We start from the raw sequence: 11,835 nt of genomic DNA, 5'->3' as shown, positions 1-11,835 counted from the left end.
GATCTGGTCGTACGCCTTGGCTTCGCCGCCGAACTTGGCCGACAGCACCGTGGCGATCGCAGCCGTCAGCGTGGTCTTGCCGTGGTCGACGTGACCGATCGTGCCCACGTTCACGTGCGGCTTGGTGCGGGTGAATTTACCTTTTGCCATTTTTCGACTCCGAAAAAAACGATTTCAACGTATGCAGATGGGTTGCAATGCTGCCGTTGCAACCCCCAAAAACTGGTGCCCTTTGCGGGAATCGGACCCGCGACCTCCCCCTTACCAAGGGGGTGCTCTACCACTGAGCCAAAAGGGCTTTTGTAACAAAGTTACGAATTCACATCGCCTCAACAACGAACCGGGTCTCTGGAGCGGGAGACGGGAATCGAACCCGCGTCATCAGCTTGGAAGGCTGGGGTTCTACCATTGAACTACTCCCGCATCGGGGGCACTTCAAGGCACCCAAAGCGCTAGATCCAATCGCTCTTAGAAACCAAATTCATCGCTGGTGGAGAGGGCTGGATTCGAACCAGCGTACTCGTTAGAGGGCAGATTTACAGTCTGCTGCCATTAACCACTCGGCCACCTCTCCGGCGAACCTCGAAATATAGCACGGTTTTGTGACTACTCAGAAATCCCAGCATCAGTGACGATGCGGGAAAACTGTCCGAGGACGAATCCTTCGATTATCAGCGAAGTTCAGGCCTCCGGCCGCTGGGCCTCGCGCCAAGCGCGCGCTTCTCCGAAATGTCCGCAGCCGATGAATGGAACGGGCGGGCGCAACGCTGAAAGTGGCGACGGATGATTCGACATCAGTACCTTATGGCGACCAACGTCGATCAACGCACGCTTACTTTGGGCATGCGAGCCCCATAGCATAAAAACAACAGGTTTGGCGCCGTCCGAAACATGGCGAATGACGGCGTCCGTCAGCACCTCCCAGCCCTTGCCGGCATGGCTGGCGGGCTGCGCCTCTTCGACCGTCAGACAGGTGTTGAGCAGCAGCACGCCGTGGGTCGCCCATTTCACCAGGCTTCCGCCCGGATCGGGAAACGGCGGCGGGGGCGTGCCCAGGTCGCGCTGGAGCTCCTTGAAGATGTTGCGCAGCGACGGCGGCAGGGCCACCCCGGGCGCCACCGAGAACGCCAGCCCTTCGGCCTGGCCGCGCCCGTGGTACGGGTCCTGGCCAAGGATCACCACGCGCACGTCGCCGGGCGGCGTCAGCTCCAGCGCCCGCAACGGCTGCGGCGGAAAGACCACGGCGCCGGCATCGAGGCGCTCTCGCAAAAAGCCCTGCAGCTTCTGCCCCACGGCACCGCTGAAAAATTCATCGACCAGTGGCTGCCAGCCCGGCGCCACCGGCCAGTCCGCCGGGTCGCTGCTCGACAGCTGATCGGGCCGGCTCATTGGAACAGCGCAGCGAGGGCCTCGCCGGGTTCTTTGGCCCGCATGAACGCCTCGCCGACCAGGAAGGCATTGACGCCCGCCGCACGCAGCGTGGCGACGTCTTCGCGCGTGGCGATGCCCGACTCGGTCACCGGCAGGCGGTCGGCCGGCAGCCGGGGCAGCAGATCGATGGTCGCCTGGATCGACACCTCGAAGTTGCGCAGATTGCGGTTGTTGACCCCGATCAGCGCCGTCTTGAGCTTGAGCGCGCGATCGAGTTCGGCCGCGTCGTGCACTTCGACCAGCACCGCCATGCCCAGGCCGCGCGCAATGGCTTCGTAGTCCTTCATCTGCGCGTCGTCCAGGCATGCGGCGATCAACAGGATCGCATCGGCGCCCATCGCACGCGATTCGTACACCTGGTACGCATCGATGATGAAGTCCTTGCGCAGCACCGGCAGGTCGCACGAGGCGCGCGCCTGCTTGAGGTAGTCCACGCCGCCCTGGAAGAACTGCTTGTCGGTCAGCACCGAGAGGCAGGCGGCGCTGATGGTGCCGTCGCCTTCGGCGTAGCTTTGAGCGATGTCGGCCGGAATGAAGTCTTCGCGCAGCACGCCCTTGCTCGGGCTCGCCTTCTTGACTTCGGCGATCACCGCGGCGTGGCCGGCGGCGATGCGGGTGCGCAGCGCGGCTTCGAAGTCGCGCGTCAGCACGCGGCTTTCGGCGTCGAAGCGAACCGCTTCCAGCGGCGCGCGTTTCAGGGCCGCGGCCACTTCCTGGCGCTTGACGGCAACGATCTTGTCGAGGATGTCGGACATAACTTCGGTGTTCTCTCGGTGACTTGGGACTCAGACGGTCGTGGAGGCCTTGACCAGCTCGGCCAGCTTGGCCTTCGCGGCGCCCGACGCAATGGCGCTGCGCGAGCGCTCCACGCCCGCGGCGATGGAGTCGACCACGTTTGCCGCATACAGCGCCGCGCCCGAATTCAGCAGCACGATGTCGAGCGCCGGGCCCGGCTGATTGTCGAGCACCCCCAGCAGCATCGTCTTGGACTGCTCGGGCGTCTCCACGCGCAGCGCGCGGTTGCTCGACATCTGGAAGCCGAAGTCCTCGGGGTGCAGCTCGTATTCGCTGATTTCGCCGTCCTTCAGCTCGCCCACCAGGGTGGCGGCGCCGAGCGAAATTTCGTCCATGCCGTCGCGCCCGTAGACCACCATCGCATGCTCGGCGCCGAGCCGCTGCAGCGCGCGCACCTGGATGCCCACGAGGTCGGGGTGGAACACGCCCATCAGGATGTTCGGCGCGCCGGCCGGGTTGGTCAGCGGCCCGAGGATGTTGAAGATCGTCTTGATGCCGAGCTCCTTGCGCACCGGCGCCACGTTCTTCATGGCCGGATGGTGGTTCGGCGCGAACATGAAGCCGATGCCCACCTGCTCGATGGAGCGCGCGATCTGCTCGGGCTTCAGGTTGATGTTCACGCCCAGCGACTCCAGCACGTCGGCACTGCCCGACTTGCTCGACACGCTGCGCCCGCCGTGCTTGCTCACCTTGGCGCCCGCCGCGGCCGCGACGAACATCGAGCAGGTCGAGATGTTGAACGTGTGCGAGCCGTCGCCGCCGGTGCCCACGATGTCCACGAGGTGCGTGGTGTCCTTCACAGGCACCTTGGTCGACACCTCGCGCATCACCTGCGCGGCGGCGGTGATCTCGCCGATGGTTTCCTTCTTCACGCGCAGGCCGGTGATCAGCGCGGCCATCATCACGGGCGAGCACTCGCCGCTCATGATGAGGCGCACGATGTGCAGCATCTCGTCATGGAAGACTTCGCGGTGTTCGATGGTGCGCTGCAGCGCTTCCTGGGGGGTGATCATGAAAGGTCTCCTCGAGAGTGAATCAGCGGCCGATGCGAACGGCGGGCGCGTCGGTGAACGCGAGCTTGAGGCCGAAGCCGATGAACAGAACGCCGGCGGCTCGGTCGAGCCAGTGCATGCCCTTGCGCACGGCGCCGCGGCGCGCCATCCAGCCCGCTGCCAGAGCCCATCCGATGTTGACAGGCACGGCGTTCAGGTTGAACAGCACGCCCAGCAACACGAAGTACAGCGCCTTGTCGTCGGCCCCGGGCGCGATGAACTGCGGCACGAAAGCCAGGAAGAACAGCGCCACCTTGGGGTTGAGCACGTTGGTCCAGAAGCCGCCCATGAAGACGGCCTGAAGGCTGCGCTTCGCGCCCGCCGCGACTGCCGCCTGATCGATGTCGGCCGCCGGCGCCGGGCGCGACAACACCATGCGCACACCCAGATACAGCAGGTACGCCGCGCCGACGTACTTGAGCACCGTGAAGGCCATCGCCGATGTGGCCATCAGCGTGCCGACGCCCACAGCCGCCGCGAAGATGTGCACGAAGCAGCCCGCCGTGATGCCCAGCCCCGCCACGATGCCGGCGCGCACGCCGGAACGCAGCGAGTTCGTCACGACGTACAGCACGTCGGGCCCGGGCGTGAGGTTCAGCAGCCAGCCGGCGGCGATGAAGGCGAGCAGATGGGGAAGATCGGGCATCGCGTCCTCGCAGGGCTCAGGCGTTGAAGAAGGCGCGGATCGCGGCAACGGCCCGGTCGACACCGGCGGCATCGACATCGAGGTGCGTCACGAAGCGCAGCCGGTAGAGCCCCGTCGCCAGGATGCCCTGGCTGTTGAGGCTCGCGATCAGTTCCGCCGAACGCGCCTGCGCGGCACCCGTGAGGTCGGCGAACACGATGTTCGTGTGCGGCGCCTCCACCGTCAGGCCTTCGATGCCTTCGAGCCCCTGCGCGAGCCGTCGGGCCAGCGCATGGTCTTCGGCCAGGCGATCGACATGGTGGTCGAGCGCATGCGACGCCGCCGCGGCCAGCAGGCCGGCCTGCCGCATGCCGCCGCCCGCCATCTTGCGGATGCGGTGCGCCCGCGCGATGAACTCGCGCGAACCGACCAGCGCCGAGCCGATGGGCGCGCCCAGCCCCTTGCTGAAGCACACCGACACGCTGTCGAAGCACTGCGCGATGCGGCGCGCTTCGGCGCGGATGTCGCTGCGGTTGTTCAGTGCGGCCTGCGCGGTCGCCGCGTTGAAAAGACGAGCCCCGTCCAGATGCCGCTGCAGCCCCTTGCGCCTGGCCAGGTCGGTCGCGGCCTGCACGTAGTCGAAGGGCAGCAGCTTGCCGCCCAGCGTGTTCTCCAGCGCCAGCAGCCGCGTGCGCGCGAAGTGCGCGTCGTCGGGCTTGATGGCGGCTTCGATCTGCGCGAGCGGCAGCGTGCCGTCGCTCGCATGGTCGAGCGGCTGCGGCTGCACGCTGCCGAACACCGCCGCGCCGCCGCCTTCCCAGCGGTAGCAATGCGCCTGCTGGCCGACGATGTACTCGTCGCCGCGGCCGCAATGCGACAGGATCGCGCACAGGTTGCTCTGCGTGCCGGTCGGCACGAACAGCGCCGCCTCGAAGCCCAGCAAGGCCGCGATCTTTTCCTGCAGCGCGTTCATGCTCGGATCGGTGCCGAAGACGTCGTCGCCCAGCGGCGCGGCCATCATGGCCTCGCGCATCGCGGGCGTGGGTTGCGTGACGGTGTCGCTGCGCAGGTCGACGGTGGAAGAGCGGTCTGTCATGGTGGTCAGTCCAGGAAGTTCTTGAGCATGGCGTGGCCATGCTCCGTCAGGATGGATTCGGGATGGAACTGCACGCCCTCGATGCGCACGTCGTGCGCAAAGCCGGTGTGCCGCACCCCCATGATCTCGCCGTCACAGGTCCAGGCGGTGACGGCCAGGTCCTTCGGGCAACTCTCGCGCTCGATGGCCAGCGAGTGATACCGGTTGACGACGAACTTCTCGGGCAGCCCCGCGAACACGCCTTCTTGCGTGGTCGTGATCTCGCTGGTCTTGCCGTGCATGAGCTGCTGCGCGCGAACGATCTTGCCGCCGAAGGCCGCGCCGATGGCCTGGTGGCCCAGGCACACGCCCAGAATCGGCAGCTTGCCCGCGAAAGCCTCGATGGCCGACACCGACACGCCCGCCTCCGCCGGGGAACAAGGCCCCGGCGACACCACGAGCCGCGTGACGCCCGAGGCGATCAGCTCGCCGATCTGCGCCACCGTGATCTCGTCGTTGCGATGCACCTGCACGTCCGCACCCAGCTCGCCGAAGTACTGGACGATGTTGTAGGTGAAGCTGTCGTAGTTGTCGATCATCAGCAGTTTCATGGCTTGCTCACAATCCGGTGCACGCCCTTCACGACAGGGAACACGTTGAAGTTGATCAAGAGGCCCAGCTTCAGGCCCGACAGGCGCAGCGCCGCGAGCACCTGCGCACGGTGCAGGTCGGTCAGCACGTCGACCGCCTTCAGCTCCACGATGACCGACTGCTCGATGACGAAGCCCGCGCGGTACACATCGCCCAGCGAACGGCCCTTGTAGCTGGCCGACAGCGCCACGTCGCGCGTGAAACCGATCTCGCGCTCGGCGAGTTCGATGGCCAGCGCGGCGGCGTAGGCGCCTTCGTCGAGCCCCGTGCCGAGCACGCGCTGCACCTCGACGGCGGCGCCGATGATCTCGTGCGAAAAGTCGTTCTGAATATCGGGTGTGGTGCTCATGCTTACTCCAGGCCTTCTTCGACCAGTTCGGCGGCGCGCAACAGTGCGCGTGCCTTGGCCTCTGTTTCTTTCCACTCCAGCTCGGGCACCGAGTCCGCCACCACGCCGGCCGCGGCCTGCACGTGCAGCATCTGGTCCTTCACGATGCCGGTGCGGATGGCAATGGCCACGTCCATGTCGCCGGCATAGCTGATGTAGCCGCAGGCGCCGCCGTAGAGGCCGCGCTTGGTGGGCTCCAGCTGGTCGATGAGCTCCATCGCATGCACCTTGGGCGCGCCGGTCAGGGTGCCCGCCGGAAACGTGGCCTTCAGCACGTCGATGGCGGTCATGCCGTCCTTCAGCGTGCCTTCCACGTTGCTCACGATGTGCATCACGTGGCTGTAGCGCTCCACCGCGAAGGCCTCAGTCACCTTCACGGTGCCGGTCTTGGCGATGCGCCCGATGTCGTTGCGCGCCAGGTCGATCAGCATGACGTGCTCGGCACGCTCCTTCGGGTCGTTGATGAGCTCCTCTTCAGCGGCCTTGTCGAGCTCGAGCGACGCGCCGCGCGGGCGCGTGCCGGCCAGCGGGCGGATGGTGATCTTCTGCTCGCCGTCGCCCGTGTTCTCCTGGCGCACCAGGATCTCGGGCGAGGCACCCACCACGTGGAAGTCGCCCAGGTGGTAGTAGTACATGTAGGGCGAGGGGTTGAGCGAACGCAGCGCGCGGTAGAGCGACAGCGGCGACTCGGTGTAGCGCTTGCTGATGCGCTGGCCCACCTGCACCTGCATGAAGTCGCCCGCGGCGATCATTTCCTTGGCGCGCTCCACGGCCGCGATGTAGTCGGCCTTGGCAAAGCTGCGCTCGGGCGGATGCGCCTGCGTGGGCTTCACGACGGGCGCGCTCACCGAGTACTTGAGCTTGTCCTTCAGCTCGCGCAGGCGGCGCTTGCCCACGGCATAGGCCTCGGGCTGCTTCGGGTCGGCGTAGACGATGAGGTACAGCTTGCCCGACAGGTTGTCGATGACCGCGAGCTCCTCGCACTGCAGCAGCAGGATGTCGGGGCAGCCCAGCGTGTCGGGCGGGCAGCTTTTTTCGAGCTTGCGCTCGATGTGGCGCACGGTGTCGTAGCCGAAGTAGCCCGCCAGGCCGCCGCAGAAACGCGGCAGGCCGGGCCGCAGCGCCACCTTGAAGCGCTTCTGGTACGCGGCCACGAAATCGAGCGGGTTGCCCCGCGCGGTCTCCACGACCTGCCCGTCGGTGACCACTTCGGTGACGGCCTCGTCGCCGAAGCCCGAGGCGCGCAGCAGCGTCTTCGCAGGCAGTCCGATGAAGCTGTAGCGCCCGAAGCGCTCGCCGCCCACCACCGATTCGAGCAAGAAGCTGTGCTTGCCGCCGCCCTGCGAATGGGCGAGCTTGAGGTAGAGGGACAGAGGGGTTTCGAGGTCGGCAAAGGCCTCGGCCATCAGCGGAATGCGGTTGTAGCCCTGGACGCTGAGGCTCTTGAATTCAAGTTCGGTGATCACGGATTCGTTCTCCAGTTGCCAGACGGCGCTCCTTCGGCCGGTGACAAGGTCATTCACTGGTGGTCCGGCGTCTGTGGCGAGCCGGAACCGCGGGCGCACGGCGTGCGCCGTGCAATCAAACAGTCAGCGAAGTATGGCTACGCCAGGGCCAGGCTCCCCGGCTGCCCTGACCTGTTTGATGGATGTGATGAACGAACATGAGGCGCGGAGTTTAGCCCACGAAAACACCGAACGCGCGCAATACGGCTGCCATCGGCCTTCTTCAGGGTTCCCCCGAAGGCTCGTGCGTAAAACAAAAAGATACATTCGCACGACCGTTCGCAAAACTCCAAGGAGACTCCCGTGCCCTCTCTTTCGCTTTCAACCGTGTGTGCCCGCCTTGCCGTGCTGGCGTGCCTGGCCACCGCCCTCGGCGCATCCGCCGCGCAGGTCGACGTGGCCGGCGTCAAGCTCGAAGACCGCATGGACCTGCGCGGCACCGCCCTGCAATTGAACGGCGCGGGCGTGCGCTACAAGGCCATCTTCAAGGTCTACACGGCCGGCCTGTACGTGGGCCAGAAGGTGTCGACGCCCGAGGAAGCGCTGGCCGCGCCCGGCCCCAAGCGCGTGGCGATCACCATGCTGCGCGACATCGACGCCAACGAGCTGGGCAAGCTCTTCACCAAGGGCGTGGAGGAGAACTCGCCCAAGAGCGAAATGGTCAACCTCATTCCGGGCCTGCTGCGCATGGGCCAGATGTTCGCCGACCAGAAGCAGCTCAAGACCGGCGACACCTTCACCATCGACTGGCTGCCCGGCACCGGCACGCTCATCACCGTGCGCGGCGTGCCGCAGCCCGACCCCGTGAAGGAGCCGGCCTTTTTCAACGCGCTGCTGCGCATCTGGCTGGGGCCGACCCCGGCCGACTGGAAGCTGAAGGACGCGCTGCTCGGCAAGCAGTAGAGGTTCAGGCCGCCGCCGGCACCAGCTCGGCCAGCGAATCCACGAACCCGTCCGCATCCACGCCGCGCACCGGCTCGCCGTGGTTGTAGCCGTAGCTCACCAGCACCACCGGGCAACCCGCCGCGCGCGCGGCCCGCGCGTCGTTGCTCGAGTCGCCGATCATCAGCGTGCGCGCGGGCAAGGTGCCCAGCGCCTCGCAGGTCTTGCGCAGCGGCAGCGGGTCGGGCTTCTTGCGCTCGAAGGCGTCGCCGCCGAACACCTGCTCGAAGAAACCGTCGAGCCCCTTCGCAGCCAGCAGCGGCCTGGCGAACGCGCCCGGCTTGTTGGTGAGGCAGGCCAGCCGCACGCCCCGCGCGCGCAGCGCCTGCAGGCCCTCCACCACGCCCGCATACACCGCCGAGTGCTGCCCGTTGACGGCCAGGTAGTGGTGCTGGTAGCGCTCCCAGGCGCGCTCGAACAGCGCGTGCGCCCGGGCATCCGCGCCTGCGGCGTCGGCCGGCGCCAGCACATGCACCAGCGCCGAGTGAATCAGGTGCTCCGAGCCCTTGCCCACCATCCGCTCGATGGCCGCGGGGGCCACGCCCGGCAGCGACAGGTCGCGCAGCATGCGGTTCAGGGCCTCGGCAAAGTCGCCGAGCGTGTCGACCATGGTGCCGTCGAGGTCGACGATGGCCGCGTCGAAGCGGGTGAAATCGAAGCGAAAAGGGTTCAAAGCGGGTCAGGGAGAGTTGACGGCGAAGTTTAGGCGTGCGCCCGTTGTCGCAAATCGGCCAGCAACGTGCCGGAAACTTTTACGGGGTTTGCGACACCTACAGGCCGTACCTGTCCCGCGCGAGTGCGCCGGACATCCCTTCACCGCCTTGCCTTTGCAAGGCCCATCCCCGAGGAATACTCCATGCGTCTGACGACGAAGGGCGGCTTCGCCCTCACGGCCATGATCGATGTCGCGCTGCGCGAGAGGGACGGCCCCGTGCCATTGGCATCGATCAGCCGGCGACAGCACATCGCCCGCTCCTCGCTCGAGCTGCTGTTCAGCAAGCTGCGCCGGCATGCGCTGATCAAGGCGACCCGCGGGCCCGGTGGCGGCTACACGCTGACACGCAGGGCTTCGGAGATCACCGTGGCCGACATCCTGGCGTCGGTCGACGGCCAGGTTCCGGCCGGAGCGGACGAACAAAGCCCGGCCGACAAGCAGGACGCGGCCGAAGTCGGCTGCTACTCCACCGACGCCCTCTGGGCCTCCGCCAAGCACCATGTGATGGAGTTCCTGGGCTCCGTCACGTTGCAGAGCCTGGTCGACGACCAGCTCGCCAAGGGCCTGCGCGTCGACGACGAACCGATGCGCAAGAAGGCGCCGCCGCCGCGCATCGAGCCCAGCCTGCGCCATGTGAACGCGCCGAACTCGGTGTTCGCCTGGAACGGCGTGTTCGCCAAGCGTTGAAGAAAAAAGCCATGAACGAAATCTCTCTCTGCATCTTCGGTTTCTCCGCGCTCCTGCTCTACCTTTCGTGGCGCGAACGTGCCGGCGAGAACACCCGCGACGCCCGGTTGCTGGCCGGTGCCGCCGGCTTCTCGGGCATTGCCGGCGCTGTCGCGGCCGTCGCGGCCGTGGTCGAGTAACGGGCTGAAGCGCAGGCTGCGCCGCGCCGGCTCAGCGCAGCGTGGCGTGCGGGTGCAGCGGATGCGCCAGCGTGTCCGCAATCAGGCGCAGCGCCTGGTCGCACTGCTCGCGCGACATCGGCCCGCCCAGGCAGATGCGCACTGCATCGGGCGGATCGCCGTCGGTCGAAAACGCCGCGCTCGCCACCACCCCCACGTTCTGCGTGCGCAGGTAGGACGCGAACTCCACCGGGCTCCAGCCCGGCGTGAGCGGCAGCCAGGCATGAAAGCCCTCGGGGTGCGCCTGCAACCCGCTGTCGCCCAGGTAGCGCATGGCCAGAACCTGCCGCGCGACCGACTCGGCCCGCACCGCCTGCAGCATGGCTTCGGTGGTGCCGTCTTCCACCCACAGCGTGGTCAATGCATTGGTGATCGGCGAGGCCATCACGGTGGTCGCGCGCATGGCGCCGGCCAGCCGCTGCGACTGCACCACCGTCGGCGAGCACACGTACGCGCTGCGCAGCCCGGCACCGAAGCACTTGGAAAACCCGCTCACGTAGTAGGTGAGCCCCGGCGCCAGCGTGGCCAATGACGCGGGCGTCTGGCGCGGCAGCATGCCGTACGCGTCGTCCTCGATGATCGGCACCGCATAGCGCAGCGCCACGTCGGCCAGCGCCTCGCGCCGGGCGCGCGACACGGTGGCCGCGGTGGGGTTCAGCAGCGTGGGGTTGCAGTACAGCGCCTTGGGCTTGAGCGTCTTGCAGGCGTGCTCGAAGGCGTCGGCAATGGGCCCGTCGTCGTCCATCTGCAGCGCATGCAGCTGCACGCCCAGCTGCGCCGCGATGGCTTTCACGCCGGGGTACGTGAGCGACTCCACGCAGATCAGCTCGCCCGGGCGCGCCAGCTGAGAGAACAGCGCGGTCAGCACCGCATGGATGCCGGGGCACACCAGGATGCGGTCCACGCTCGCATGGGGCACGAAGGGCCGCAGCCACTGCATCGCCACCTCGCGGTCGTGCGCGGTGCCGCCGAAGTCCTGGTAGCGCAGCAGATCGTGAAAGTCGAGCTGTGCGAAGGCCTTGCTGGCACTGTCGTGCAGCCGCGCCATCAGGTGCGCGTCGTCGGGCTCGGGCGGCATGTTCATCGTCATCTCCGCGCCGCTGCCGCCGCGCAGGCGCAGGCTGGGGCTGCCCGAGCGGATGAAGGTGCCGGTGCCGGCGCGCGAGTCGATCAGTCCGCGCTTGCGGGCCTCGGCATAGCCGCGCGCCACCGTGGTGTAGTTCAGTTCCAGCTCGCTCGCCAGCTCGCGCAGCGTGGGCAGGCGGTCGCGCACGCCCAGGCGGCCGGTCTTGATGTCGTCGGCGATCAGGTCGGCCAGCATCAGGTAGGCCGGCTTGGCGGTGGTGCGCAGTTGCCTGCGCCAGTGGGCGGTGAGGGTGGGCATCGGGAGTGGTCCGGCAAGTTGATTGCATCCATTGATTGCATCTGGCCACCGATCAACACGCAGGAATCGCGCCGGGCCGCGCCTGCGCCAGAGGGCAAAGCGGCAAGCGAAATGCTTCGATGCGGTGCGATCAACCCCATTGATCGGGTGCATTGATCGCATGCGGTGTGCGTCTTCCCGGTGCGAAACGGATCGCCCGGCCCCGCCTGCGGCCCGCCATTCCGGGCGCCGCAAAAAAATTTGTCGTCACGCGGCCCGCACCGCCGCTCATTGATCGCGACTTGATCGCACGGCCGCCCGCGCGCGCTGGCACATCGCCTGCGATGAGAAAGGCACGCAAGACCTGCGTAGCCCTCACCCAACCCGG

The 11,835-nt window shown here is 67.1% G+C and carries 14 protein-coding genes and 3 tRNA genes; 3 read left to right on the top strand and 14 right to left on the bottom strand.

The window, feature by feature from the left end; translation table 11 throughout:
- From ACSFA5_RS26695 to trpE, 12 genes are all read right to left on the bottom strand, one after another.
- On the bottom strand, positions 1-150 hold a 150-nt coding region (locus ACSFA5_RS26695; RefSeq protein ID WP_260685270.1), incomplete at its 3' end, for a GTP-binding protein.
- 73 nt (positions 151-223) lie between these two features.
- Positions 224-298, bottom strand: a tRNA-Thr gene (locus tag ACSFA5_RS26690).
- 51 nt (positions 299-349) lie between these two features.
- Positions 350-423 (bottom strand) — tRNA-Gly (locus tag ACSFA5_RS26685).
- Positions 424-488: 65 nt separating this feature from the next.
- Positions 489-574, bottom strand: a tRNA-Tyr gene (locus ACSFA5_RS26680).
- Positions 575-681: 107 nt separating this feature from the next.
- A complete protein-coding gene (locus ACSFA5_RS26675) occupies positions 682-1,389 on the bottom strand; it encodes a uracil-DNA glycosylase (protein WP_435447060.1) in 708 nt (235 codons plus the stop codon).
- A complete protein-coding gene (trpC, locus tag ACSFA5_RS26670) occupies positions 1,386-2,186 on the bottom strand; it encodes an indole-3-glycerol phosphate synthase TrpC (RefSeq protein WP_435437822.1) in 801 nt (266 codons plus the stop codon). Before trpC ends, ACSFA5_RS26675 begins: the two co-directional genes overlap by 4 nt.
- Positions 2,187-2,216: 30 nt before the next feature.
- Complete coding sequence (trpD, locus tag ACSFA5_RS26665; RefSeq protein WP_435447059.1) at positions 2,217-3,239, bottom strand: anthranilate phosphoribosyltransferase; 1,023 nt, start codon at positions 3,237-3,239, stop codon at positions 2,217-2,219.
- 22 nt (positions 3,240-3,261) lie between these two features.
- On the bottom strand, positions 3,262-3,924 hold the full coding sequence (locus ACSFA5_RS26660; protein WP_435447058.1) for a LysE family translocator: 663 nt from the start codon (positions 3,922-3,924) through the stop codon (positions 3,262-3,264).
- Positions 3,925-3,940: 16 nt separating this feature from the next.
- Positions 3,941-4,999 carry a low-specificity L-threonine aldolase gene (ltaE, locus tag ACSFA5_RS26655; RefSeq protein ID WP_435447057.1) on the bottom strand — a complete coding sequence of 353 codons (1,059 nt, stop codon included), beginning with the start codon at positions 4,997-4,999 and terminating at the stop codon, positions 3,941-3,943.
- 5 nt (positions 5,000-5,004) lie between these two features.
- Entirely contained in the window at positions 5,005-5,589 is a 585-nt protein-coding gene (locus tag ACSFA5_RS26650) for an aminodeoxychorismate/anthranilate synthase component II (RefSeq protein WP_435447056.1), read from the bottom strand.
- Positions 5,586-5,978 (bottom strand): GxxExxY protein, encoded by a 393-nt coding sequence (locus ACSFA5_RS26645; RefSeq protein ID WP_435447055.1) that lies wholly within the window; start codon positions 5,976-5,978, stop codon positions 5,586-5,588. The genes ACSFA5_RS26650 and ACSFA5_RS26645 overlap by 4 nt, the downstream gene beginning before the upstream one ends.
- 2 nt (positions 5,979-5,980) lie before the next feature.
- Entirely contained in the window at positions 5,981-7,483 is a 1,503-nt protein-coding gene (gene trpE / locus ACSFA5_RS26640; RefSeq protein ID WP_435447054.1) for an anthranilate synthase component I, read from the bottom strand.
- 342 nt (positions 7,484-7,825) lie between these two features.
- On the opposite strand from trpE, the gene ACSFA5_RS26635 reads away from it, so the two are divergent.
- A complete protein-coding gene (locus ACSFA5_RS26635; protein ID WP_435447053.1) occupies positions 7,826-8,425 on the top strand; it encodes a chalcone isomerase family protein in 600 nt (199 codons plus the stop codon).
- Between the two features lie 4 nt (positions 8,426-8,429).
- Here ACSFA5_RS26635 and gph read toward each other — a convergent pair whose 3' ends face one another.
- Positions 8,430-9,137, bottom strand: coding sequence for a phosphoglycolate phosphatase (gene gph / locus ACSFA5_RS26630; protein ID WP_435447052.1), 708 nt, complete (start codon positions 9,135-9,137; stop codon positions 8,430-8,432).
- A gap of 183 nt (positions 9,138-9,320) precedes the next feature.
- Here gph and ACSFA5_RS26625 point away from each other — a divergent pair, with 183 nt between their 5' ends.
- Positions 9,321-9,866 carry an Rrf2 family transcriptional regulator gene (locus ACSFA5_RS26625; RefSeq protein ID WP_435447051.1) on the top strand — a complete coding sequence of 182 codons (546 nt, stop codon included), beginning with the start codon at positions 9,321-9,323 and terminating at the stop codon, positions 9,864-9,866.
- An 11-nt stretch (positions 9,867-9,877) separates the two neighbouring features.
- Complete coding sequence (locus ACSFA5_RS26620; protein ID WP_435447050.1) at positions 9,878-10,045, top strand: hypothetical protein; 168 nt, start codon at positions 9,878-9,880, stop codon at positions 10,043-10,045.
- Positions 10,046-10,076: 31 nt separating this feature from the next.
- On the opposite strand, the gene ACSFA5_RS26615 is transcribed toward ACSFA5_RS26620, so the two are convergent.
- Positions 10,077-11,468, bottom strand: coding sequence for an aminotransferase-like domain-containing protein (locus ACSFA5_RS26615; protein ID WP_435447048.1), 1,392 nt, complete (start codon positions 11,466-11,468; stop codon positions 10,077-10,079).
- Between the last annotated feature and the right edge of the window lie 367 nt (positions 11,469-11,835).

The organism is Variovorax monticola (assembly GCF_051216855.1).
Lineage (GTDB): Bacteria > Pseudomonadota > Gammaproteobacteria > Burkholderiales > Burkholderiaceae_C > Variovorax.
The sequence above is the reverse complement of the archived record's forward strand: the minus strand, read 5'-3'. Positions and strand labels throughout refer to the sequence as shown.